The 24,368-nt window shown below is 61.5% G+C and carries 21 protein-coding genes; 4 read left to right on the top strand and 17 right to left on the bottom strand.

From position 1 onward, the window contains the following. The first annotated feature begins 57 nt into the window (after positions 1-57). Positions 58-549, top strand: coding sequence for a hypothetical protein (locus HPY65_08185; GenBank protein ID NPU84455.1), 492 nt, complete (start codon positions 58-60; stop codon positions 547-549). 94 nt (positions 550-643) lie between these two features. Here the strand turns inward: HPY65_08185 and fdhF are convergent, their stop codons facing one another. From fdhF to HPY65_08160, 5 genes are all read right to left on the bottom strand, one after another. After that, positions 644-3,331, bottom strand: coding sequence for a formate dehydrogenase subunit alpha (gene fdhF, locus HPY65_08180; protein ID NPU84454.1), 2,688 nt, complete (start codon positions 3,329-3,331; stop codon positions 644-646). 195 nt (positions 3,332-3,526) lie between these two features. Beyond that, complete coding sequence (locus HPY65_08175) at positions 3,527-4,441, bottom strand: SAM-dependent methyltransferase (protein ID NPU84453.1); 915 nt, start codon at positions 4,439-4,441, stop codon at positions 3,527-3,529. 280 nt (positions 4,442-4,721) lie between these two features. Beyond that, positions 4,722-5,396, bottom strand: a complete 675-nt coding sequence (locus HPY65_08170; GenBank protein ID NPU84452.1) for a hypothetical protein — start codon at positions 5,394-5,396, stop codon at positions 4,722-4,724. A gap of 42 nt (positions 5,397-5,438) precedes the next feature. Beyond that, on the bottom strand, positions 5,439-5,750 hold the full coding sequence (locus HPY65_08165) for an SHOCT domain-containing protein (protein ID NPU84451.1): 312 nt from the start codon (positions 5,748-5,750) through the stop codon (positions 5,439-5,441). Between the two features lie 11 nt (positions 5,751-5,761). Further along, the gene (locus HPY65_08160; protein ID NPU84450.1) at positions 5,762-6,148 is read right to left on the bottom strand and encodes a DUF302 domain-containing protein; all 387 of its coding nucleotides are present in this window, start codon (positions 6,146-6,148) and stop codon (positions 5,762-5,764) included. Between the two features lie 531 nt (positions 6,149-6,679). On the opposite strand from HPY65_08160, the gene HPY65_08155 reads away from it, so the two are divergent. Next, on the top strand, positions 6,680-6,847 hold the full coding sequence (locus HPY65_08155) for a hypothetical protein (GenBank protein ID NPU84449.1): 168 nt from the start codon (positions 6,680-6,682) through the stop codon (positions 6,845-6,847). 75 nt (positions 6,848-6,922) lie between these two features. On the opposite strand, the gene HPY65_08150 is transcribed toward HPY65_08155, so the two are convergent. The 12 genes from HPY65_08150 to HPY65_08095 form a co-directional block, all read right to left on the bottom strand. Then, positions 6,923-10,117 (bottom strand): PAS domain S-box protein, encoded by a 3,195-nt coding sequence (locus HPY65_08150; protein ID NPU84448.1) that lies wholly within the window; start codon positions 10,115-10,117, stop codon positions 6,923-6,925. A gap of 283 nt (positions 10,118-10,400) precedes the next feature. After that, entirely contained in the window at positions 10,401-13,973 is a 3,573-nt protein-coding gene (locus HPY65_08145; protein NPU84447.1) for a PAS domain S-box protein, read from the bottom strand. Between the two features lie 22 nt (positions 13,974-13,995). After that, complete coding sequence (locus tag HPY65_08140; protein NPU84446.1) at positions 13,996-14,916, bottom strand: hypothetical protein; 921 nt, start codon at positions 14,914-14,916, stop codon at positions 13,996-13,998. 47 nt (positions 14,917-14,963) lie between these two features. Then, positions 14,964-16,118: a hypothetical protein gene (locus HPY65_08135; protein ID NPU84445.1), complete on the bottom strand. Its 1,155-nt coding sequence runs from the start codon at positions 16,116-16,118 to the stop codon at positions 14,964-14,966. Positions 16,119-16,299: 181 nt separating this feature from the next. After that, positions 16,300-16,794 carry a hypothetical protein gene (locus tag HPY65_08130; GenBank protein ID NPU84444.1) on the bottom strand — a complete coding sequence of 165 codons (495 nt, stop codon included), beginning with the start codon at positions 16,792-16,794 and terminating at the stop codon, positions 16,300-16,302. 18 nt (positions 16,795-16,812) lie between these two features. Beyond that, positions 16,813-17,913 carry an NAD(P)-dependent alcohol dehydrogenase gene (locus HPY65_08125; protein ID NPU84443.1) on the bottom strand — a complete coding sequence of 367 codons (1,101 nt, stop codon included), beginning with the start codon at positions 17,911-17,913 and terminating at the stop codon, positions 16,813-16,815. Between the two features lie 53 nt (positions 17,914-17,966). Beyond that, positions 17,967-19,124, bottom strand: a complete 1,158-nt coding sequence (locus HPY65_08120) for an aminopeptidase P family protein (GenBank protein ID NPU84442.1) — start codon at positions 19,122-19,124, stop codon at positions 17,967-17,969. A gap of 25 nt (positions 19,125-19,149) precedes the next feature. After that, positions 19,150-19,965, bottom strand: coding sequence for a hypothetical protein (locus HPY65_08115; GenBank protein NPU84441.1), 816 nt, complete (start codon positions 19,963-19,965; stop codon positions 19,150-19,152). Between the two features lie 58 nt (positions 19,966-20,023). After that, positions 20,024-20,512, bottom strand: a complete 489-nt coding sequence (locus HPY65_08110) for a CreA family protein (GenBank protein ID NPU84440.1) — start codon at positions 20,510-20,512, stop codon at positions 20,024-20,026. A 37-nt stretch (positions 20,513-20,549) separates the two neighbouring features. Then, positions 20,550-20,891 (bottom strand): hypothetical protein, encoded by a 342-nt coding sequence (locus HPY65_08105; protein NPU84439.1) that lies wholly within the window; start codon positions 20,889-20,891, stop codon positions 20,550-20,552. A gap of 58 nt (positions 20,892-20,949) precedes the next feature. Further along, a complete protein-coding gene (locus tag HPY65_08100) occupies positions 20,950-21,453 on the bottom strand; it encodes an L-2-amino-thiazoline-4-carboxylic acid hydrolase (GenBank protein ID NPU84438.1) in 504 nt (167 codons plus the stop codon). Positions 21,454-21,537: 84 nt separating this feature from the next. Continuing rightward, the gene (locus HPY65_08095) at positions 21,538-22,518 is read right to left on the bottom strand and encodes a hypothetical protein (GenBank protein NPU84437.1); all 981 of its coding nucleotides are present in this window, start codon (positions 22,516-22,518) and stop codon (positions 21,538-21,540) included. 241 nt (positions 22,519-22,759) lie between these two features. Here HPY65_08095 and HPY65_08090 point away from each other — a divergent pair, with 241 nt between their 5' ends. Together HPY65_08090 and HPY65_08085 are read left to right on the top strand one after the other, a co-directional pair. Beyond that, the gene (locus HPY65_08090) at positions 22,760-23,398 is read left to right on the top strand and encodes a hypothetical protein (GenBank protein NPU84436.1); all 639 of its coding nucleotides are present in this window, start codon (positions 22,760-22,762) and stop codon (positions 23,396-23,398) included. Then, the gene (locus HPY65_08085) at positions 23,395-24,360 is read left to right on the top strand and encodes a YgcG family protein (GenBank protein NPU84435.1); all 966 of its coding nucleotides are present in this window, start codon (positions 23,395-23,397) and stop codon (positions 24,358-24,360) included. The genes HPY65_08090 and HPY65_08085 overlap by 4 nt, the downstream gene beginning before the upstream one ends. Positions 24,361-24,368 lie beyond the last annotated feature (8 nt).

Below are 24,368 nucleotides of genomic sequence, written 5' to 3'. Positions count from 1 at the left end.
GAATTCAGGGATTCGCGCTACCATCACAACCGGATGTACCCGGCCCGCGGCCAGTACATCAGGGTCCTGCCTCCGCGTCACCGCATCGTGGTTTATGGCGGCTTGAGTTACTACTTCTATGACGGCGCCTGGTATCTCCCGTCGGGACCGCGCTTCATGATCGTCGCGCCGCCGGTCGGTCTGGTCGTTCCCTTCCTGCCCCCGTACTACACGACGGTCTGGGTGGGCCGTGTTCCCTACTACTATGCCAACGAGGTGTATTACACGCACCGGGGCGACGGCTACATGGTCGTGGCGCCGCCGAAGGAAGAAGCCAGCCAGGCCCCGCCGCCCGCGGAGGAGATGTTCGTCTATCCCCGCCAGGGACAGAGCGAGAAGCAGCAGGCGGACGACCGATATGCCTGCCATCGCTGGGCCGTGAGCCAGACGGGCTTCGATCCGACGCAGCCCCCGGGTGCGGTGTCCCGGAATCAGAAACAGAAGGACCGCGCCGATTATCAGCGGGCGATGAGCGCCTGCCTCGACGGGCGGGGGTACACCGTAAAATAAAAAAACCTCATTCGAGGACAGGTTTTCACCCGTCACCGAATAAGGAAACAGGCAAACAGAGCGGGGGGCAGATTTGAAATCTTCCCCCCGTTTTTCATATCTTTTCGATTCCCACCGCACAGGCCTTGTATTCGGCGGTCTGCGTGAGCGGATCGAAGGCCGGGTTCGTAAGCCAGTTGGCGCAGGCCTCCCGGAAATGAAAGGCCATCCAGACCATGCCGGACGGCACCTGCCCCGTCACATTGGCCCGGACGGTCACCTCCCCCCGCCTGGACCGCACCCGGATCATCTCCCCGTGGCCGATGTTCAGTCTCTCTGCATCCTGCGGACTGATGTCCGCCGTCTCTTCCCCGAGAAGGTCGTTCAGGCCCGCGCAGCGTCCCGTCTGGGTGCGCGTATGGTAATGGTAGAGGCGCCGGCCGGTGCTGAGTACGAAGGGGTATTCGCGATCCGGCGTCTCCGCCGGGGGCGTCCAGTCGACGGGCGAGAAAACACCGAGTCCGCAGGTAAAACATCCGTCATGATGCAGGAATGATGTCCCGCAGCTTTCTTCGCTCGGGACCGGCCACTGGAGGCCGTCTCCCTCCAGGCGGGCATACCGGATGCCGGCCATGGACGGGGCCAGCCGGGACACCTCGGCGTCCCAGATCTCCCGGGCGCTGTCCGATTCCCAGGAATGGCCGAACCGCCGGGCCAGTTCCCGGAAGATCCACCAGTTGGGCCGGGCCTCCCCGGGGGCGGCGCACACGGTGCGGACGCGGTTCACCCGGCGCTCGCTGCTCGTGAATGTTCCGTCGTTCTCGCTCCAGGCCGCCGCCGGCAGGATCACGTGGGCGAACCGGGTCGTCTCGGTGGGAAAGATGTCCTGGCAGACCAGGAACTCCGCCGATTCCAGGCAGTGCTCCACGTGCCGGATGTCCGGCTCCGTGTTGGCGAGGTTCTCCCCGAAGACGTAAAAGGCCTTCACCGTTCCGTCCGTCAGTCCGTCGAGCATCCGGGGAATCATCAGGCCGGGCTTGGCGGGCAGATCGTCCACGCCCCAGGCCTGCTCAAATTTCGCCCGCGCTTCGGGATTGTCGACCCTCTGGTACCCGGGGAAGACGTTGGGCAGGGCGCCCATGTCGCAGGCCCCCTGGACGTTGTTCTGGCCCCGCAGCGGATTCACGCCGCCGCACTCGAAGCCGACGTTGCCGAGGAGCATCTGCAGGTTCGCGCAGGAAAGGACGTTGTTCACCCCGCAGGTGTGCTCCGTGATGCCCAGCGTATACATGAGCATGGCCGGCTTGACGGAGGCCAGGGTGCGGGCGATCTCGCGGATCCGGTCGGCGGGGATCCCGCTGATCTCGGCGGCGCGCTCCGGCGGATACTCCATCACCTTGTCCTTCAGCTCGTCGAAGCCGGTCGTGCAGGAAGCGACATAGTCCTTGTCGTACAGGTCCTCGCCGATCAGGACGTTCATCAGGCCGTTGAGGAAGGCGACGTCCGAGCCGACCCGTATCTGTGCGTGGATTCGCGCGAAATCGCAGAGTCCCGTTCTCCTCGGATCGACGACGATGAGTTGGGCGCCGCCCGTGACGGCCTCCTTGACGAAGGTCGCCGCGACGGGATGGGCCTCCGTCATGTTGGAGCCGATGACGAAGATCATCTTCGCCTTCGCAAAGTGGGCGAAGGAGTTCGTCATGGCCCCGGAACCGAATGCTGTCGCCAGACCGGCGACGGTGGGGGCGTGTCAGGTTCGGGCGCAGTGATCGATATTGTTCGTCCTGAAGACCGCCCGGAAGAGTTTCTGCATCTGGTAGGAGTCTTCGTTGATGCTGCGGGCGCAACTGACGCCGGCAACGCTGTCGGGGCCATGCTTGGCGATGATCTCCTTCAGGCGGGCGGCGACGAGATCGAGTGCCTCGTCCCAGGAGGCCTTGCGGAAGCCGTCGCCCTCGCGGATCAGGGGCGTCGTGAGCCGCTCCCTGGAATAGATGAAGTCGTAACCGAAGCGACCCTTGACGCAGAGGCGCCCGTGATTCGGCTCCGCCTCCTCCACGCCGGTAGCCTTGACGATCCGGCCGTCCCGGACGTGCAGATGAATCTGGCAGCCGACACCGCAGTAGGGGCAGGTGGTGCGGATCTTCTCCGTTTCCCAGGAGCGGCCCAGCCCCGCGGCCTTTTTCTCCGTCAGCGCCCCGACCGGGCAGACCTGCACGCACTGGCCGCACATCACGCACTCGCTCTCGTGATAAGGCAGGTCGCCGCCGGTGACGATCTTGCTCCTGGCGCCGCGATAGCCGAGGCTGATCGCCCTGTTGACGACGACCTCGTTGCAGGCCTGGACGCAGCGTCCGCAGAGGATGCACTTGCTGAAATCCCGCACGATGAAGGGATTCTCATCCTCCACGGGATACTGCTCCTCGGAGCGGGGGAATTTCAGCTCCCCAATCCCGTAACGATAGGCGAGATCCTGAAGGCGGCAGTTTCCGTTGGCTTCGCAGACCAGGCAGTCATGGCGACCGCTGGCCAGCAGGAGCTCCACGACCAGCTTTCTGGCGCCGTGAACACGCTCGCTGTCCGTCCGGACCTCCATACCCCTTGTCACCGGCGTCGAGCAGGATGCCATGAGGGTGCGGGCTCCGGCCACCTCGACAAGACAGACCCGGCAGGCCCCCGTGGGAACATTCTGTTTGAGGAAGCAGAGGGTCGGGATCTCGACCCCGTTGTCCCGGGCCGCATCCAGGATTGACTGGCCCGGTGTGAATGCCGCTTCTTTCCCGTTCAGAACAAAGGAATTCATGCAGAGTTTCCCCCCTTGGAAAATCGCCTGCCATCGAAAACGATGCCATGTGCGACAGAATACGCGACGTTTTCTACAGGTTGTCGGCTGTAAAGTCAAGAAAGTCGGGGGTTATCGGGGGGCAGGCGCGGAGATCCCCAAACGGCGCATATGGAGCAGGCACGGTTTCAAGAACGGACCTCCTGTATGGCAAGGCTAGCCGGGAAAGGCGGCATGGACGAAACAGAATACGCCGGGAATCACCCCCGCCAGGGAACGGTCGGGCAGGTTCAGGTATCTCGCTTCCATCTCCTCCGACGTAAGATGCTCCAGGATCCGGAAACCCCGCTTCGAAAGAAAGGCTTCGATTTCCCCGTCCCGCAGGGAAAAGCAGGTCGGCTCGCCGGGGTAATTCATCTTCATCGTCTCCCTCAACCGCATCACCCGGTCCTGCTCCAGCTTTTCAATGGAATGGGAGGCATAGTCGAAACAGACGGAGCTTCCCGCTGATGAGGATGTTTTGATGACCTTGAGCGTATCGCCGACCACCCTGGGGGGGAGATAATACGTAACCCCTTCCCAGACGAAGAGCGTTTCCCGGCCTGCATCGAATCCCGCCTTGCGCAGCTTGCTGCCGATGCCTCCGGTCCGGAAGTCGATGGGAACAAAGGTGAGCTGTTCCGGGATGGGAACGCCCGCCGTGTTGAGCAATTCCTGCTTGTGTCGCTGGGTCTCCGGCATATCCAGTTCGAAGATCCGGACATCGCCCAGGAAGTCCCGGAAGCGGCAGGACCGGCTGTCGTATCCGGCTCCCAGGAATACGATCTGGGGAACGCCCGCGGCCAGCGCCTGCTTGAACATATCGTCGAAGAAAGCCGTCCGCGCGATCATGAACTCGTACATGCCGGGCGAAACGGCGTTCCGGATCACCCATCCCCGCAACGCGGGATCGTCGAGGATGATCCTGCGGCTCTCAGGCAGGAACAGTTTCGCGAGGGAATCGGGGCCCCGGATCCCGATCCGCCTGTCCACCGCCGACATGGCCCGCAGGAAAGCAGCCCCCATCGCGGTCTCCGAAGGCTCATGATCCACGGTCTTCACGATTTGATTGGGTTCGGCATGCCTGGACATGATGCGCTTATCTATCTCCTTATGATACGATTTCGGCAGAGAGGGATTTATAAAGAGCACTTTACAAGGAAACAGGAAGACAGACAACCATTGTGATGCACAATAAATACCTATTCCTCCTCCCATTCCCCGTGAGGCAGACCTCGGCACATGATCCCGCATGGATATCCCCGACAAAAAAGGCAGGACCGCGTCCGGCCCTGCCTTCACCGCCCTGTCATATACACCTCGGAGCGCTCTCCCGGAAAATCTCCGCGGATCGCACCCCGTGAGAAGTCATTTACCAGCCACGCATCATGCCGGGCCCATGGCCTCGCCAGCCCCACCTCCCCATTCCGCCGCCGCCGACCTGCAGGGCGTGCTCGAACATGGCGAGGTGATACCGCGTCTGAATGAGGAGATTGTTGAGAACGCCCGCTGTATCACGATCTTCTGCGTTCTTGACCAGCCATTCGTAGCGCGGGATCAGGTCGCGTTCCATTTTCACGCACAGCTCATAAGCTTCCGTGAGTGTCTTCGTGTCCGTCAAGGCCGCCGGCTTGCCATCCGCCGGGAGGCCGTAGGCGGCAAAGAGCCGCTCGATCGTCATGACGTGGTCCTGCTCCTGCGGGATGACCATTCTATACGGCATGTAGGTGTTGTACTTGTCTGCATCCGCCTGGTACTGTTCGAACGAAAGTCTTTCCAGTACCAGGATCTCACGAAGTTTTTTCACCCATTCCGGATTTTTCGGAGCCGGCAGTTTCTGGGGCACATAACCCCACGTTCCATACCCCATCATCCCGCCGGGCCCCATTCCGTAACCCGGCCCCATACCGCGTCCCATCCAGGGTCCGCCGGAGTCGTACTCATCTCCATATCCCGGCCCATAGCCGTAACGGGGCTGGGACAGCGCCGGCAATGCCAGAAACAAGACAACCAGAACCACCCCTATCAGCATCAGATTTCTCTTCATATCGGCCTCCCTGTTCATCTCATTTTAAAGGTTTTCAGTCGTTTACTCGGACAACTCCTTTTTCATCCGGTCAAACTCGTCCTTGGTCACTTCACCCCTGGCATAACGTTTTTTCAGGATATCCAGGGGGGGTTCTCCGGCGCCCCCTGTGCCTCCCTTTGCCTTGGCGTTCCGAATCAGCAGATAGATCAGCACGCCGATGACGACGATGAACAGAATCCACATAAACCCTCCTCCATATCCGTAATACATCATGTGTCCCCAGCCGCCTCCCGGACCGTAGGGATAATCGCGGGCGCAGGCAGCCAGGGAAACCAGAGACAGCAAAAGAACCGGCAAGCGGATCGTTTTCATGGTCTCCTCCCCTATTGAACGGCGTCAAAAACCCGTTTCAATTTTTCCTCGATGAACACGGCAACCGGTCGCAGTTCCTCATTGTCGATCATCTGCATGGCAACCGTCGGCTTGACGATCGAGAGAACCATTTTATCGCCCCTCTCGTAAACAATGACGTTGCAGGGAAGCATCAGCCCGATATTTTCTTCAGCCAGAATGGATTTGTGCGCATTCGGCGGATTGCAGGCTCCCAGAATCACATATTTCCTGAAATCGATTCCCAGTTTCTCCCTGAACTTCTCCCGGATGTCGATCTCCGTGAGAATCCCGAAGCCTTCTTTCTTCAGTTCCTCCGTCACCAATTCCCGGACCCGGTCGAATGAAAGGTCCAGCTCCTTCGTAAAGCCGTAGCTGATCATGGCTCGCCTCCTCCCTCACAGCGTTGCTTCCGTCTATGATAATCATCCTTCCGGAGATGTCGATGCCTGCGACGTCCGCCGCTACGGCTGATCCTCCGAGTTTCCTCGCGATGCCGGAACAGGCTTTCCGGATCCTTCCCCTTGTGCCGGCGTCTTTTCCGTTCCGTGGTATACGGTCGGCTGCGCAAAGTCGTATTTTTCAGGCTCTCCGGGTCAAGAGGAACACGCCTTATCCGTAACCGGAATCCGGTTTCAGTCCCCTTCCTGTCTGCAACATGCCTGTTTGTTATTGATATATATAGCTATTTTTATCAAATCGCAATGCACCCGGGCCGGCCTGGGACAGGCCTAAAGGGGACACACACTCCATACAAGCACTTTATGCACTGATTTCATTGCGTTTCTGCCCTATGTCTCTCCCGCTTTCCACCCGCTGTCCCCGTTTCACCGACAAGCAAACCTCTGAATGATCCGCGCTACGGACACCTGCCGGGGATGAACTTCTCGCATGTTCGAAGGAGGATCGTGATGCCGGAACTTCGCATGGACGCGGACTTCTTTGCCCGTCCCGTTCTTCGCGTCTTTGCGACCTATGCCGCCTGGGGCAGCGGACTCCAGGATCGCGTGGGAGGAACTACCTACATCGGAGAGACCTCCGGCTTTACGGCAGGCCTCCAGGGTGAGGCATGGTGGTAAAAGGAGAAAAACAGGTCGGCAAGAAACAGGTCGGATTGATTCTGCTGGGCAAAAAAGATCTGATCTGTTTCGCTTTTATTTCCGGTCCAGTTCCCTTCTGATGGCAAGCCCTATGATTTCCATGATGTACGGCTTTTTGACAAACTCGCCGGCGCCGATGTCCAGGGCCTTGCGCACCCGCTCCGTCTCCGAAAAACCGCTGACAATGACTGCCCTCTGGCCCGGGCTGATCTCGACGATCCGCCGGTAGGTCTCCAGTCCGTCCATGCCCGGTTCCATGATCATGTCCAGCACGATCAGATCGGCCCTGTTCCTGCTCAACCAGGCAACCGCCTCCTCCCCGGAGGAAACCGTATCCACCCGGTACCCGAGCCTCCCCAGCATGCTGGCGGCCAGTTCCCGCTGCTCCTGAACGTCGTCGACCACAAGGATGGATTCCCCCCTGCCCAGGAAGGAAGGTTGCGAATGGGGCTCCACGGCCGTCGCCGGGACGTCCCGGGTCACCGGGAAATAAAGGGTGAAGGTGGTCCCGGCGCCCTCTTCGCTCTGGACGTCGATATAGCCGCTGTGATCCTTCACGGTTCCCCAGACGACGGCCAGCCCCAGGCCCGTGCCGCTTCTCCCCATGACCTTCTTCGTGTAGAAGGGCTCGAAGATCTTGCCGATGTCCCGGGGGGCGATGCCCCGGCCCGAGTCGGAGACGGTAAGCACGACGTAATCCCCCTCCTGCATCTCATCGTAGCCTTGGACAGGGTGGTCCAGGTAGCGGTTTTCCGTCCGGATCGTGACGATCCCCTTTCCGGATATGGCTTCCATGGCATTCGACACCAGGTTCATCACCGTCTTTCCCAGGTGAACCGGCGACCCCTTGATATTCAGCAACCCTTCGGCAAGCTCCGGGCGGACGACGACTTCCCCGTGATAGGAAGTCAGTTTTTCATATTCCGGCGATCGGAGATAATCCTCGACGATCCCGTTCAGATCGACGACTTCCGAGACGGCGACCCCCCTCCTGGCCAAGGTCAGCAGGTCTTGGATGATGGCCGCTCCCTTGATGCCCGACTGCAGGATGTTTTCTGCATGCCGCCTCATCTGGCTGCCCTCCGGCAGCTTTTCCGCCAGCAGCTCCGAGTAGCCGACCAGAACTCCCAGGACGTTGTTCAGGTCGTGGGCCACGCCGCCTGCCAGGGTGCCCAGGGCCTCCATCTTCTCGACACGGGCCAGGCGCTCCTCCATCTGCCTGCGCTCCGTAATGTCCATGACAAAGCTCAGGGAAGCCGGAGCATCATCCCAGACGATCCGGCGGGAATGGATCTCCACCCACTTCTCCCTGCCGTCCGCCGTCACGATCCGGAACGGATAGCCCGTTTCCACCGCCTCCCCGCGCATCCGTCGCCGGTGGCGGTCGATGACCATGTCGCGGTCATCCGGATGGATGAAGGCCCCGAATCGCCGCGACGTGATTGTCTCGATCGGGTAGCCCAGGATCTGGGAAAGGGCCGGGTTGGCCAGACGGGTCACTTCATCCTGGATGATCATGATCCCCTCCCCGGCGCTCGCGAACAGCAGGCGATGCTTTTCCTCGCTTTCCCGCAGCGCCAATTCCATCGCCCGGCGCTCGGTCGTGTCCCGGGAAATGCCGAGGAAACCGACCGGGGCACCCTGTCCGTCCCGGAGCATCGTGATGACCGCTTCGGCCCAGAACGTGGATCCGTCCTTCCGGTAGACCTCCAGGTCCATCGATGCCGTGATCTCGTCCCGGGGATTGGCAATCCTTTCCGGGACGAGATTTTTTTCGATCAATCCGAAAGCTGCCTGGAGGGATTCCGGGGTTACCTGCCGCTCCAGGGGGAGTCCGAGCAGCTCCTCCGCGGTATAGCCCTGCATCCGTTCCACCGACGGGGATATCCAGGTGAGTTTCAGGTTCTTGTCCATGAGCCAGACGGTGTCCTGCACGTTTTCCGTGATCAGCCGGAATCGCTCCTCCGTCGCCCGCAGGGCTTCCTCGACGCGTCTCTGCTCGGTGACGTCGCGGACGTTCACCACAAATCCCGCAATGGCAGGATTGTGCAGGAGATTCTTGCCGACCCCCTCCATGATGCGCTCGGACCCGTCTTTGTGCCGGATTCGGAAACGGTTTGGTATGGCGACGTCCTTCGTCCGGAGGGCCTTTTCAAAATCCGCGACGGCCCTGGGAAGATCTTCCGGCACAAACAGGTCGAACGTGCTTGTCCCGAGCAGCTCATCCGGCCGATAGCCGGCGATGCGCTCGACGGACGGCGTCACATAGCGGATGACTCCCCATTCATCCGTTATGAACAGGATGTCGGAGGCATTCTCGGTGATGGCGCGGAAATACTCCTCGCTCCTGCGCAGCGCCTCCTCGGCCCGCCTGTGGCCGGTGACGTCCCGGGAAACGCCGTGAAGCCCGATCAGCATGCCCCGCTCGTCGCGGATCCCGCTCATGAGGGTTTCCATCCAGCGGGTCGAGCCGTCCTTGTGGAGATATTCCAGAACCAGCGTTGCGGTCCTGGCGGGGTCCCCCTTCCCCTGTTCCTCCATGGCAAGTTCCCCGGCCATGGCCTCCAGTCCGAAGGCCAGGGAATCCGGCGTGAATTGCTCCGTAATGCTCTGGCACATCCGCTCTTCCCGGGTATATCCCAGCACCGTCTGTACCGAGGGAGTCACGTAGACGGTCTGCAGGTTCATGTCTGCAATCCAGACGATGTCCGTCATTTTTTCGGTGATGAGCCTGTACTTGTACTCGCTCTCCCGGAGGGCCTCCTCGGCGCTCCGGCGGTCGGTGACGTCGTGGATCGTGCAGATCATGCCGTCGTATCGGCCGTCATGGATCAGGGGAACCATGCTTCCCGACTGGAAGGTCTTCCTGGTTGCCGGGGTGACGACGGGAATGCCGTCGAAAGAAACGGACCGGAGGGTTTCCCTGGCCGCAAGATATTGGGGTCGGAAATACTTCAGCGTGTCTTCGGGAAAGTTCCTTACGATGACGGCACCCATGATCTGTTCTTTCGGAACACCGGCAATTCTCGCCATCGGGTCGTTCACGAAGACGATTCTGTCGTCTCTGTCCGTCACCAGGATCCCTTCATCGATATTCTCCAGGAGAAGCCTGTAGAAAGCAGCGGGGTCCGCAAAAGGGGCTCCCGTCTCCAGGCGGAGTCCTTCAGGACATTCCGATTTTTCATGCCATTCCTGAGGAATCGCCACTTCCCCGTCAAACGGGTCTTTCTTTCCGTCACCGCCGCTCACGATTCCTCCTCCGCAGCCCAATGAACAAGGATTGCGCCGTCCCGGGAAAACGGCGTGTTGTTTCGCTGCTTCTATGGCTATGCTAAATATGCATGGCCTTACACAGGGCTCTTCCGCCTACCTGAACAATGGAATTCATCCGAACGAGTGCTACAGACAACCGAGGACGGACCGATCTGTTTCGGGGGATGTTGCTTTCTTGCAGGCGCGGGAAGTGCCATCACAATTGCCTGACAATTGCAAGGAGTAATTATTCCCCTGATATTGCTGACCTATTTTTTCACTATTTCCGGTCCAGTTCGCTGCGAATGGCGGCACCGATTTTCTCCAGGATGTAAGGCTTCCTGACAAAAACACCGGCGCCGAGTTCCAGGACCTGCCTGACCCGGTCGGACTCGGAGAATCCGCTCACAATCACGGCTTTCTGCTTCGGCCGGATCTCAACGATTTTCCGGTAGGTCTCCAGGCCGTCCATGCCCGGGTCCATGATCATGTCGAGGACGACCAGGCCGAAAGGCTTCTCCCTGATACGCTCCACGGCCTCCTCCCCGCTGGAGGCCGCCTCGACCCGATAGCCGAGCCGTTTCAGCATGCTCGTGGCCACTTCCCTCTGATCCTTCATGTCGTCGACGACCAGGAGGGACTCGCCCCGCCCCATGTAGGCGGACATCTCCATTTTTGCACCGGCGGCCGAGGGCTCGTCCCTCGTCACCGGGAAATAGACCGAGAACGTGCTCCCTTTCCCCTCTTCACTATGCACGTCGATATACCCGCTGTGATCCTTCACGGTTCCCCAGACGACGGTCAGTCCCAGTCCTGTGCCGCTCCTCCCCATCACCTTCTTCGTGTAGAAGGGATCGAAGATCTTCCCGATGTCCTGCGCGGAGATCCCCTTTCCGCTGTCGGACACGGTGAGCACGACGTAATCCCCTTCATTCACATCGTCATACCCCCTGATCGGCCGGTCCAGGTACCGGTTTTCCGTCCGGATTGTCACCTCCCCGTCGCCGTAAATGGCCTCCACGGCGTTCGAGACCAGGTTCATCACCGTCTTGCCCAGGTGAACAGGAGACCCCTTGATGTTCAGAAGCTGGTTCTCGGGATCGAGGTTGGTCCAGATTTTCACGGCCGGATGGCCTGCTTTCAGTTTCTCGAATTCCGGCGTCCGGAGATAATCGAAAACCACACGGCTCAGGTTGACCACTTCGGAAACGGCCACCCCTCTCCTGGCCAGGGTCAGCAGGTCCTGGATGATGGCGGCTCCCCGGATGCTGGACTGCAATATGTTTTCGGCATACTTTCTCGTGGGGGAGCCCTCGGGAAGCTTCTCCGCCAGCAGCTCCGAATATCCGGTCAGCACGCCCAAGACGTTGTTGAGGTCGTGGGCCACGCCACCGGCCAACCTGCCGAGGATTTCCATCTTCTCCGCCCGGTTCAGCCGTTCCTCCATCCGTTTCCGCTCCGTGTTGTCCCGGATGCACTCGATGGCGGCGGTGATCTGGCCCCTGGAGTCGCGAAGGACGGAGGAGGTGGCAGACAGGTGCCGGTCACCGGGCGGAAGGTTCGGCGTATAGGCTTCGCCGAACAGGATCTCCCCCACCCTGTGGATGGCCGTGTATTGCCGCTCCATATCCCGGTCCGGATGAAGCGCGAGATCGATCAGGATGGGTCTCCGGAAGCCGTAAAAGGGAAGGGCGTATTCATAATCCCCCTTGCCGATCATCTCCTCCGCCTTGATGCCCGTCATGTTTTCAATCGCCCGGTTCCACGCGATGACCCTGCCCTCCTGGTCGACGACGAGGGTCGCGTCGGGCAGGAATTCGATGATATCCCTCAGCTGCCGGCGGCTCTCCCGCAGTTCTTCCAGGATGCGCGTCTGCTCCGTCACATCCTGGATCGCAACGATTGCACGCAGGGCCTCGTCGTCCGACGGGAGAGGAGCGGCAATCAGGATGGAATCCCGAAACACTCCATCTTTCCGCATCAGTCTTGTTCTGGCCATGGCCAGACCGCGCTCCGCGAGGCCCGCATACAGCTCCCGTCCGACGCGCCGATATTCCTCTTCATCGTCATACAGCATGCGTGGCGTATGACCGATCATTTCGGATTCGGAATAGCCGTAGACGTCATACCAGGCCTTGTTGGCGCTCTCAAACACACGGTCTTTCATGATGCACAGGCCGATCGGGGTCGCTTTGAAGATGCCGCTGAGGATCTCTTCCCGGCGCCGCAGCTCATCTTCAGCCCGCTTTTGTTCGGTAATGTCCACCGCCAGACCGTCCAGGCGGACGATGCATCCCGTCTCGTCCCGGATGCCCCGCGAATGCAGGGACAGCCGGACGGGTGTCCCGTCCTTCCGGCGGTGCCAGACATCGTAGGCCGGGAGAACTCCATCGGCATCCATGATGCGCAGGATCTCTGTGCGGTCCCCGGGATCCAAGAAGATCTGCGTTGCGATGTCCGTGACGCTTTCGATCAGATCTTCGGGGGAATCGTATCCATAGATCCGGGCCAGGGCCGGGTTCGCCGACAGGAACCGGCCTTCGGGAGTGGACTGGTAAATCCCCACCAGGGCGTTTTCGAACAGTCCCCGGTATTTTTCCTCCCGGTCGCGCAGCGCATCCTGGGTCTTCTTCATTTCCTCGACGTTACGCGTGACGCAGAGGACGTGTGTCTCTCCCTTCAATGTCAGAATCGTGGCGGACACCAAGCCGGCCAAGATGGTACCGTCCTTCATCCGGAACCGGACCTCCATATTGCTGACCCGCCCGTGTTCCCTCAACCCGTCGATCAGCTTCCTCAGGTCCGCCGGATCGACCCAGACATTCAATTCCACGGAGGTTTTCCCGACGACATCCTCCCGCGTGAAACCCGTCAGGGCCATGAATCCTTCATTTACGTCGACATAGGTTCCATCATCGAACCGGTTGATATTGATGGCGTCCGGACTCGTCAGAAAGGCTTTGCGGAAACGTTCCTCGCTCTCGCGGAGCGCTTCTTCCGTGCGCTTGCGCTCCGTGACGTCGCGGATGATGCTCAGCATATATTCCTGATGCTGGAGCCGGATCCGCCCCACCGACAGGCTTACCCGTCGCAGTTCTCCCGACTTGTGACGGATTTCCATCTCGTAATCCTGCAGCTGCCCCTGTTCGGCGATCCTCTCGGCCAGTTCACGCCGCTGCTCCGGACGAATGAATATTCCCAGGTCATTAGAGCTCCGGCCGAGTGACTCCCGGCGGCTGTATCCGGTAACGGTCTCCCAGGCGTCGTTCAAATCGATGATCCAGCCGTCACTTTCCCGGCTGATCACGATGGCGTCGGGACTGGAGCGAAAGGCGGTGGCAAAGCGCTCCTCCGCATGAGTCAACGCCTCCTCCGCCTGCCGGAGCTCCGTTACGTCGCTGGCCGTACAGATCATTCCGTGGAAACGGCCGTCCGCCAAAACCGGCACCAGCTTGCCGGAAAGCAGGATCAAACCGCCCGGGGTCTGAACGGGCGTGTTATCGTAGATGACCGGGCGGAGGCTGCTTTTCGCGTTCCGGTAGAGGGACTGGAGTTCGCTCCATCGGTCCTGGACCCGGTCTGAAAGGACGTCGATCCCGGTCATCCGCTCCTTCGGAATGCCCGTGATCTTTACCACCAGGCTGTTGGCGAAAAGAATCCGGTCGTGCCGGTCGGCCACCCAGATTCCTTCGTCGATGCTCTCCAGGAGAAATTCATGGAAGGTGGAGAACCCCGAGTATCCTCCCGCTTCACCGCGACCGTCTTCGCCCGGGTTGTCTGTCCCGGCGAGCCGCCGGCGAAGGGCCTCCAGTTCCTCGATGAGCTGTTCCCTTGTTTTATCGGTGTCTCTCAATGAATCGGACTCCTTTTCCTTTTTACCTGCAGGCTGCGATTCGCGCCCGCAACTGCTTGACGATTTGTCCCGCCGCGGCGGCGTCTCCGATCCGGATCATGCCGGCAACATACCGGCCGGCCTGCTCCGCAAGCACTGTCCCGTAGAGGGGATCGATGGCGGTCAGGGAATCGGGCGTATCTCCATTCCGCAGGTCCCGGCCCTCCGCCGCCAGGTAGGAACGGTATCGGGAAAACGCTTCCCGGGCGGCGTCCGGATCATCGTTCAGGACCACGAAGATCTGCATGTGTTTCCCGTCCAGAACGGCGTCGGCGACAATCCCCCGCCGGAAAAAGGCGTATCCGAGAAGGCTGGGCGTGACGTACCGCTCGCTCCCGGACACGAGGGCCGGTATGCGAACCGTCTCCAGCTCCTGCGGCGGCCGGCTGTTCTGCGGCAACCGCTGCGAGATCGCCTGTCCGCAGGCCATGAAATCGCTCCGGGGAAGGCTGTTCGCCCCGGTTACCTGGAGCCGGACAAAATACCGGTCCTGATGGAACATCATCTGGGTGGGGAGGATAAAGCCGTCCGCGCCGATGGCGACGCGGTCCGCCCTGGCCCGGCGGAAATTGGCGTAAATTCCGAACGCGTCGAGGACGGACCCCATTCGGTAGACGTCGGCGACAATCCACACGTCCGGGTCCGCTGCGCTTGCGTAGGTCGATGTGGCGAGCAGATCGAATCCGTAGGGCATGAAGAGCTCCGCCTCGCCGTTGATGTGCTCGAAAAGCGTGTTTCGGTCGTAGAGATTTGCCGGCTCCGTCGCCGTCCAGCCCCCGGCGAATCCCGGCCGGGGAAGCACGCTTTGCAGGGCGCCGTCTTCACACCATGCAGGAACGGCCGCCGCCAGGAAAAAGGCGACGGCACAGCCCAGGACGGCAAGGATTGCCTTGACTCGGATCAATGCTTTCCTCTCCTGTCGGGCGTGAGCCCAACGGCGGCCGGACGGCCCTATGCGAGCAGCTTTCCGGCCCGCTCCATTTTCGCCCGGATATCGAGCCGGTTGACGCATTTCGCCACGCATTCCGGGCAGTTCAGGCATACGGACGCGGAAGAGGAGGAAGGGAGCAGGCGGTAGGTGGAGCGGGCAAGCGCGTGGTCGCGGTACGCCTCCGCGTACATGAGGCTGCGGTTGACGGTGCTGATCTCGACGCCGTGCGGGCAGGTGGATTCACATTGCCCGCAGAAATGGCAATAGAAAGGGCGGATGGAGGCCTCGTAACGTTTCAGGAGAACCCGGTCGAGGGGCCCGAAGGGCATCCCCATCACGGCGATGTCTTCCCTGAGTTCCGCCATGTCCCTCATGCCGGGGATGATCGCGGCCACATTCCTGTTCTTGAGGACCCATTTGAGGGCGGCCTGGTAGGGCGTGAGCGGCCCCAGGGCGCCCGTCCGGTAGCCTCCGGCCAGTGCTTTCATGGAGATGATCCCGACGCCGGCCCCGGCAGCCCGGGCCACAGCCCGGGTTGTCTGCGCGTCGCTCTGGAAGTTGTACTTCACGAGGGCAACGTCGAAGAACCGCTCCTTGTCGTCGACCAGCGCGTTGAGCACCTCCGCCTCGTTTCGGTGGGAGGTCACCCCGAAGAAGCGCACCTTCCCCTGTTGCCGCAACTTCGTGAGGGCTTCCCGGATGTCGGGGTTGAAGATGCGGTCCTGCCGGCTGCTGAGGCTGTGGAGCTGTATGACGTCGATATGGTCCGTGTCGAGTTCCTTCAGGCTTGTTTCCACGTCTCGGATGACCTGCTTTCCAGATCGCCCGGTCGTTTTCGTCGCGACATGGACCCTGTCCCGCCTGCCCTTCAGCGCCCTCCCGACGATCTCCTCATTCCGGCCGCCCATGTAGACCCTGGCCGTATCGACGTAATTGACGCCGTGGTCGAAGGCCGTCTCCAGCACCTCCGCCTCCGGCGTCAGCATCGCCCCGAAGCTGATGACCGTGATCTTGAGCCCCGTTCGGCCCAGCGTCCGGTAAACGGGCTTCGGGAAGACGAACGCCGCCGGCGAGACGCCCTGGACGGCACCCGCGACGCCTTCCCATCCCAGAAGGGCGGTCGTGGTTCCCGCCACGCCGAGTTGCAGGAATTCTCTTCGATTCAGGTTGCCCATCGTTCAGCCTCCTTTCACGAACAAGAGGGACTGCGGGAGGGATACATGTTCGATGTTTTTCCGACCCTATCACGTTTCGGCGAGGGATGAAACGGTTCTCCAGCGGGCGGCCTGCTCCCCGGGAAACCGGCGTGTTTTTCAGTGAAAAGGCTGGATTCCCAGCGTTCCAGACGGCGTCGCACTATCGATTGAGCGTAATTTCCCTTGAATTCGGCGTCCCGAATTTGCCTTTGGAACCGGGCTGAAGGGTGATCACGATTTTGTCGGTGCCGGAGGGAGCGTACGATACGATGTAATCGCCGACGGCCGTGTAATCGGAGTTGAGCAGGTTTGCGACGTCCGCGTTCGTAACGGCCCTGCCTGACGGATTGCTGACCGTCATTTTCGCCTGAGCGATCTGGACATTCGACGCCGCTGCGGCAAGCGCGCTCATGCCGGCGATGTTCCGAGCGTCGTTCTGGGGGGGTTCCCTTCCCGCAATCGGCTGCTGCAGACCCGGGCCGGCGGCGGGTCTGCCCGCCTCGATCTTGTCCGCGTCTTTCCGCCCCTGGGGCCCTAGAAACCCGGGGATCGCGTACAGCGCCAGAACGCACAGGACGACCAGTACCAGCACGATAGAGACGAGGGTAAACCCACGCCTCAAAAACAGGTCTGATTTATTTTTGCACTGCAGCATGGCCTGATTCCTTTCATCCTATGCCCCACCGATCCGAAGTACGGGCTTGACGGCGCCGCCCCGGCGGGAATCGGCGATAGCCCGGTTGATATCCCGGAAGGCATAGAATTTCATCAGCCGGTCGAAGGGAAACCGCCCGGCCCGGTACAGCTCGATCAGCCTCGGGATGAACTGCTGCGGCACGGCGTCGCCCTGGATGATGCCGACGGTTTTCCGCCTTCCCGGCAGCCTTTCGCCCTCCTCGCCGGTCATGAGCGCCACGGTGCCGCGAGGATTCAGGACGGCGGCGGCGATCCGGTGCATGCCGGGATCGCCCGTCGTCTCCACCACGTAATCAACGCCGCGGCCGGTGATTGCCGCGATGCCCGTCGCGACCTCCCGGCGGCGGCTGTCAATGATGTGGGTGGCGCCCAGTTCGATGGCCAGCCCGAGCCTTCCCGGCTTGATGTCCACACCGATGATCGGACCGGCGCCGGCAAGGCTCGCCGCCATGACGGAAGAAAGGCCCACCGCCCCCGTTCCGAACACGGCGATGCTTTCCCCGCTTGCAACCTTGAGCGAATTCATCACCGTGCCGGCCCCGGTCTGTACACCGCAGCCCAGCGGGGCCAGGACCTCCAGCGGCAGGTCCCCGGAGACCCGGACGAGGTTTCTCTCCGTGACAAGGGCGTGGGTGGAAAAGGAGGACTGGCCGAAGAAGTGGCCCTGCACGCCGCTTCGATGCAGCGCATTGCTGCCGTCGAGGCGCCGGAAGCCGAAATTTGCTTCCCCAAAGCGGCTGCAGCGGGCGGGACGGCCGCTCCGGCAGGGACGGCACCGGCCGCAAGACTGATACGAGAGGACGACGGGATCGCCGGTCCGGACGCCCTTTGCGCCCGACCCCGCCCGCTCCACGACGCCTGCCCCTTCGTGGCCCAGCACCAGCGCCCCATCGGATTCGTCCCAGCCGTCGATGTACGAAATATCCGTGTGGCAGATGCCCGAGGCGACGAGACGCACCAGGACCTCGTCGTCCCGGGGCCCTTCCAGTTCGAGGGTCTCGATCGTCAGCGGCCCGCCCCGCCGGCGCAGAACGGCGGCCTGGATCCTGTGAACTTCCTCTTCAGGGCGTGTCTTCATGATTTCACCCCGATTGCCCTGACTGCGAAAAGGGTCGGCCCCCCTTTACCGGGTCAGACCGGCAGCACGACCTCTTCGAGCCGGTCCGGGGCCGTGGTGAGGGAAAGGCATCCGTCGCCCGTCACCAGCACCGTGTCAGAATGGCGGAATCCGCCGACGTCCGGCAGGTAAATGCCCGGCTCGATGCTGATCACCATGTTTTTCTCCAGCACGTCGCCGGAGCCCAAGGCGATCCAGGGGGGCTCGTGACCGGTAATCCCGAAGCCGTGACCGGTTCGGTGAAGGATGGCATCGCCGTATCCCCGCCTTTTCAGGAGGTTCAGAACGGCCTCATCCACTTCGGCCGCCACGGCGCCGGGCTTGACCAGCTCGTAGGCCAGGGCCCGCGCCTCCATGCAGGCTTCAAAGGGGCGACGCGAGTCCTCCGGGACCCGGCCCAGGAAATACGTGCGCTCCAGCTCGGCGGAATAGCCGTCGGCCTGGGCCGTGACGATGACGACGTTGGGACCGCCCTCCTCGAGCTGCTCGAACAACCCGGGCACGGAATGGGGCTGGGCGGATAGTTTTTTCGGCCAGACGGCGCAGAGGAACTTCGAGACCAGGAGATTGGCGTTGGGAATTTCCATGAGAACCACCCCCATCATCTGGCGGACGCTGTCGCCGTACAGGGTCATTTCCATGGCGCCCGGCTTGCTCAGCTCGAAGCATTTGGCCAGTCCGGCATTCACGACCCGAGAGGCATAGGCAATGCGGCCCGCTTCGTAATCCGTCTTGACCAGGCGGGCCTCGTCGATCACGTCGACGGCCTTGAGCCGGCCGGGCATGACGGCCTGCTGGGCAATGCTCAGCGACGGTTCGATACCGACCCGCGCCCCGCCGGGAATGACGTCCCTGAGCACGTCCACATACGTCCGCCCCTTGGGCGCCGGAAATTCATAATAGGTACGGTATTCCACCGGAAGCAGGACCCGGCTTTCCGCATGGCTCACTTCGAGCCCCGGCAGGATCAGCACGGGGACGCCGTCCAGGGGGATCACCAGGAAAAAGGGGCGCTCAAAGGGGACATAGGCAAAGTTGGTCAGGTAATACACGTTGTCGGTATGTCCGGCGACATAGCAATCCAGCCCTTCCCGGGCCATCAGGGCGCGGACCTTGTTCATCCGCAGTTCCAGTTCCTCCCCTGGCGGGGGTATCTTGACCGGTTCGATCATTTCCCTGTCTCCTCCGATCTGTTCTTTACCGGACCACCATCAGTTTACCGTCGATGTCACCGATGAAGACCGGCAGCTCCGACGTCGAGCCGTCCGTTGATTTGCTCCGGATCAGCTCCTCGCTCCCATCGTATATATGCCAGAGATTGTTCACCTTCGACGCCTTCAGCTTCCTGCGGTCGATTACGGCCAGCCTGCTTTTGAAAATATCTTCCTTCAGCATGGAAGCAAGCCCCTCCTTCATCTCCGCCGGTGGCCGCCCGTAAGCCCGGGCGTAGTCTTCCACCTTGACGGCCATCGCCTGGAGAATCGATCCGGCGTCTTTCTTGCGGAACAGGCCGTAGAACCTGACCGCGTATTCCAGGACCTCCTTTTCGCGGAAACGCGATGGCTTCGCGGACAGCAGATGGCTGCTGAAGTCCAGGTCGGACTGGAACGTTCTGCTGACGGCCTTCAGCGATCCGCCGGACAGGTCGGCGTCGGTCAGCTCCATGTTGAGCAGTTTTCCCCTGTCGCCGGTGCTGGTGATATCGCCCATAAACAGTTCGGAGACTCCCACGGAGAAATTAGCCGGGGCTTTCAGGTCCTTCTTGCCGAGGACCGCCTTGATCTCGTTGCCGCCGGTCAGCCAGATGTTCACGGCGGCGGTGCCGGTGACCGGCCCCCCCTTGAACTCGCTGACAGTGAAACCGTTGATCATGAGCCGGCCGCTGACGTTCCCGCCCTGCCACGAGACCTGGTAGATCCGGGTTTTCCCGCCGTCTCCGCTTTCGGCGGCCGCCGGCATGACGGAACACACGACGGCCAGTGCGACCAGAAGAGCTCCGATACCGTGCTTCATTGCCTCAAACCTCGACTTTCCCGGCCGGCTCCGGAACGCGGCCGATTTCAGAGAGGGGTCATGGAGACTGCCATCCCATGATGGGCACCGTGCTGATGCTGTTCTTCGGACTGCCCGAGATGATCCGGTCGCTGTAGGATACGTAGACCAGAACGTTGCGTTTGCGGTCATAGAAACGAACGACTTGAAGCGACTTGAAAACAAGGCTGCGCTGTTCGTCAAAGACGCGCTCACCGTCCTTGAGCTCTCCCACGAACCGGATCGGCCCGATCTGGCGGCAGGCAATGCCGGCGTCGCTCGTATCCTCCGCCACGCCCATGGCGCCTTTGACGCCGCCGGTCTGGGCCCGGGAGATATGGCAGGCCACGCCCTGCACCTTGGGATCGTCGAAGCCGTCCACGACGATCTTGTCATTGGGACCGATCCACCGGAACTGGGTGCTCACCGAGCCGGTCGTCCCGCGCTCGGGGCGACTGACGATCCACCACCCGATCAACACGATTACCAGCAGGATTGCGACGCCGGTCACCACGAGGTACTTCTTCATGACGGTTCACCTGTTTCGATTCAATGTCTCTGGATTGTCACTTCAGTTCCCGGAACCGGGCCTCGAAGGCAGTGATGTCTTCGAGGCGGATCAGGGCGTCATAAAAATCCCGGCCGGACAGCTTCTCCAGGTGGATCAGGTGATCGCCGATGGATTTGACGGAACCCTGAAGGGTTTTCCCCGAACGGAGGTGAATCACCACGTTCTTGCCGGCATAGATCTTCAGGTTGTCCCTGATCGAACCGGCCGTCTCGAACTTCGCACCTTCCACGGCCACGGCCGATCTGGCCTGGGCCGCCACGGGACAGAGGACGGACACGGCCGCAAACAGCACGACGGCCGCCGCCACCGCGAATACGATCCGATGCGCTCTTTTCATACGCCCTCCCAAAAAATGGTCAGATGTTTTTTGCCTTGCGAAAAAATGCCCGGCTCCTTTATCCCTCTTTCAGCCTTTTGAACCGGATCTCACACCGGTCATACCCCTTGGCGATGGTCCTGCCCAGCTCCAGTTCGCAGCCGAATGACGCGGCAATGCCCCGGTCTCCCTGCATGGTGATATCGCAGAGCCTTGCGATCTGATCATCCGAAGCTCCCCAGTACTGCCATGCCGCCATGAGCGGACAATAGTGAAAGTCGATCTCCAGCCGGTCGTCCGTGCAGGACAGGATCTTCATCTCGAAGACAATCCTCGCCGGCAGGGTGAAAAGCTTTTTCTTCAGCCCTTTCAGGCTTTGGGTGCGCGCATCGGCAACGAGCTGCTCGCCCTGGAAGCACCCGCATCGCATGATCGCCGCTTTCGCGAATTCCTCCGTCCGGATGCCCTGCTTTTCCGCTTCGTCCAGGAGAAGATACAGCCAGGTGGCCCGATGCTCCAGTGTCGACCGTATTGCCCTGATCAGCCTGCCTTTGTACCTGGGTTCGTTTCTGATATTCAACATCCCGTCGTCTCCGTTCATCCTGATAACGACCATGCCATGAAAGGGGGCGGAATAACATCCGTCCCCTTTCATGGCGCTTCGGCGCTACGGCCTGACCGATCCAACTGCCAGATCTTTGAAAACGGCCATCAGGACCGGCGCAATCGCCGCGTCCTTTTTCTTCACCTGCTCCCAGTCGATGACATGCCGGGCCATCTTCTCGACGACCGGCTTCAGCCTGTGGTTCGCCGGATCCGCCAGGACAAAACGGGTCACGAGGGCCTGGTAGAAGGCGCCGAGCGAGACGTCCCTCTTGACCGTCATGTCATCCGACACCCGCCTGGCGGCGGGAACGGCGGCCAGCAGCTTCTCTTCGGAGAGAGCAAAGCGTTCGTCCGGGAGCGGCCGGTTCAGCGCGATTTCATCCAGGACGAGGAACGGCCGGGCCGCGTTGATGTCGGCCTTGAAGAACTCGACACGGCTGAAGGGACCCTCGCTTCTCGACGGCGTCACGTACGCCAGAAACCGTCCCCCCCGCCGGGTCTTCCCCTCGACGACAAAGCGGTTTCCCTCCGCCTTGGCAATCCCTACTGCCTGATCCGCCCCGGCCATGACGGAACGGAGGTCGACGACCACGTCGTCGGGCCTTGCCTCTTCCCTGTTCCCCTTGCCGTCCTCCGGCTGATGAACCCCGAATCCAAGCTTCAGGCTCTCGTCGGCGGAATCCATCCGAAGGACAAACTGCGGCGCCGCCTTGCCCAGCAGGACTTCCGAGGCGACAGGATCGTAAAACAGGTAGGACTTCCCGGCACCGACCAGGATCGGCATCCCGTCGCGGGGGTCCAGGACATACAGGCTGTGCCTGCCGGGCTGTTTCCCCGCGACCATGAACCGCAGCAGAATGCCGTCGATGTCGAGGGTGCCTCTGACCTCGAAGGTCGAGATTTTCCCGTCCTCCAGGGAGATGCGGGGCGCCAGCCGGACCAGATCCTGGATATCCGGCTCGCCGGCCGTTTCACCGAACGCATGCCCGCAGCTTACCGCCAGAAGCACCGCAACGATCACGGCCGGGAACGTCTTTTTCATGGTCGTCCTCTGTCTCCCGAAACGAGTTGGTTCATTGTTGCCCCGCATGAACAAACCCGTTCCTTTTCCGATATTTACGCGGAGTGTATGAAGATCGGTCCTGCGTGTCAATCAAATAGGAACAGAAACGTTGGAGTTGGAATGCCCGGCTCTTGCCCAGGTCTGTTCCGAATAGTAATCAAAACACCTCCGAATGACTAATTAAATTGACACATAAGGAAGCGCTTTTTATACTCGCTCCGTGAAAACACACGATCTTACCCATCTCGATCCCCGGATCGCGGAAGCGGAAAAGCGGACCGGCGCCCAGATCGTCCTGGCGGTCGTCGAACGGTGCGACTCCTATCCCGAACTGCCGTGGAAGGCCTTCGCCCTGGGATCGGCCGTCGCAGGACTCGCGGTTTCCGCAGGGGCGATGCTGCAGCCCGGATGGTATTCGGGATCCGAGGTCATGCTCTCCCTGGCACTGACGCTTGCAGCCGGCGTCGCCTGCGCCCTCCTGTGCGTTTGCCTTCCCGCTTTCGCCCGGCTCTTCCTCGACACGCATCGCGCTTCCGACGAGGTGCGGCAATCCGCCTCGGACCTTTTCCTCTCCCGTGAAATCTTCGCCACCCGCAGGCGGACGGGCATTCTGCTCCTCGTCAGCCTGTTCGAGCGGCAGGTGGTCATCCTTCCCGACACGGGAACAGGCCGGCGACTGAGCAGGGACGACCTGCAGGCGGTCATTGCGCGGATGACGGCTTCCCTCAAGGGCGGCCAGGTCTCCCGCGCCCTGGAAGACGGGCTGGATGCCCTGCAGGAGTTTCTGGCCCGCACAGCAACCGGGGAACCCGTGGAAAACGAGCTTCCCGACGGGGTCATCGAGGAGAAGGGTCCATGAGAAAAGCCCTGCGACTTGCACTCATTGCGGCGATTCTCCTGGCGGCCGTGCTCGCCGCGGCCGCGGACGTCCCCTACCTCTCCGGCCGCGTGACCGACAATGCGGAGATTCTCTCGCCGGAGGTGCGCCGCTCGCTGACCGAACAGCTCAAAAGCCACGAGGAGCGGACGAGCAACCAGATCGCCGTGCTCACCGTGCCCACGATCGTGGAGGAGAGCATCGAGGATTACGCCGTCCGTGTCTTCGAGTCATGGAAGCTCGGCCGGAAAGGGAAGGACAACGGCATCCTGATCGTTGTCGTGCCCAACGACCGGCGCATGCGCATCGAGGTTGGATACGGCCTCGAAGGCACGCTCACCGACGGCATGGCCGGCCGGATCATCCGGACCGCCATGACACCCCGTTTCAAGGACGGGGATTACAACGGCGGCGTCGCGGCGGGCGTTAAAGAGGTGATCGGCGTGCTGGAGGGGGGCAAGGGGCCCGATGCCGGAGAGACGGCGTCCGGGGAAACGGGAGCCGGCCGGAAGCCCGCCTCGTCCGGCTTTGTGCTGGAAGGACCGGAGCTTTCCATCATCGAGCGCATCCTGCTGGGCGCCTTCATTTTCGGCATCATCGGCCTGTTTACGGTGATCGGCGTCCTGACGCCCGGAGCGGGCTGGTTCCTCTACTTCTTCCTGATCCCGTTCTGGGCCATGTTTCCGATTGTCGTCGTCGGCACGACCGGCGCGTTCTACCTGCTGGGAACCTACGTGATCGGGTTCCCCATCGCCAAGATCCTGCTCGCCAGGTCGAACCTGGGCAAGAAGCTGAAGGATGGGTTCAACACCAAGGGAAGCGCCACCATCGGCGGATTCACGTTCACATCCGGGGGCGGTTCCGGATCGAGCTTTTCCGGAGGATCGAGCTTCTCCGGCGGCGGCGGATCCTCCGGCGGCGGCGGGGCGTCCGGCGGCTGGTGAGTGCCGCC

The organism is Syntrophaceae bacterium (assembly GCA_013177825.1).
Taxonomy (GTDB): domain Bacteria; phylum Desulfobacterota; class Syntrophia; order Syntrophales; family PHBD01; genus PHBD01.
The sequence above is the reverse complement of the archived record's forward strand: the minus strand, read 5'-3'. Positions and strand labels throughout refer to the sequence as shown.

Bases quoted from the DNA above. Each gene is read 5' to 3' on its own strand.
- HPY65_08170 (NPU84452.1), bottom strand. From the start codon at position 5,396: ATGAAGAGAAATCTGATGCTGATAGGGGTGGTTCTGGTTGTCTTGTTT.
- HPY65_08110 (NPU84440.1), bottom strand. From the start codon at position 20,512: ATGAAGAAGTACCTCGTGGTGACCGGCGTCGCAATCCTGCTGGTAATC.
- HPY65_08105 (NPU84439.1), bottom strand. From the start codon at position 20,891: ATGAAAAGAGCGCATCGGATCGTATTCGCGGTGGCGGCGGCCGTCGTG.
- HPY65_08115 (NPU84441.1), bottom strand. From the start codon at position 19,965: ATGAAGCACGGTATCGGAGCTCTTCTGGTCGCACTGGCCGTCGTGTGT.
- HPY65_08125 (NPU84443.1), bottom strand. From the start codon at position 17,913: ATGAAGACACGCCCTGAAGAGGAAGTTCACAGGATCCAGGCCGCCGTT.
- HPY65_08095 (NPU84437.1), bottom strand. From the start codon at position 22,518: ATGAAAAAGACGTTCCCGGCCGTGATCGTTGCGGTGCTTCTGGCGGTA.
- HPY65_08175 (NPU84453.1), bottom strand. From the start codon at position 4,441: ATGTCCAGGCATGCCGAACCCAATCAAATCGTGAAGACCGTGGATCAT.
- HPY65_08120 (NPU84442.1), bottom strand. From the start codon at position 19,124: ATGATCGAACCGGTCAAGATACCCCCGCCAGGGGAGGAACTGGAACTG.
- HPY65_08085 (NPU84435.1), top strand. From the start codon at position 23,395: ATGAGAAAAGCCCTGCGACTTGCACTCATTGCGGCGATTCTCCTGGCG.
- HPY65_08135 (NPU84445.1), bottom strand. From the start codon at position 16,118: ATGGGCAACCTGAATCGAAGAGAATTCCTGCAACTCGGCGTGGCGGGA.
- HPY65_08100 (NPU84438.1), bottom strand. From the start codon at position 21,453: ATGTTGAATATCAGAAACGAACCCAGGTACAAAGGCAGGCTGATCAGG.
- HPY65_08165 (NPU84451.1), bottom strand. From the start codon at position 5,750: ATGAAAACGATCCGCTTGCCGGTTCTTTTGCTGTCTCTGGTTTCCCTG.
- HPY65_08130 (NPU84444.1), bottom strand. From the start codon at position 16,794: ATGCTGCAGTGCAAAAATAAATCAGACCTGTTTTTGAGGCGTGGGTTT.
- HPY65_08155 (NPU84449.1), top strand. From the start codon at position 6,680: ATGCCGGAACTTCGCATGGACGCGGACTTCTTTGCCCGTCCCGTTCTT.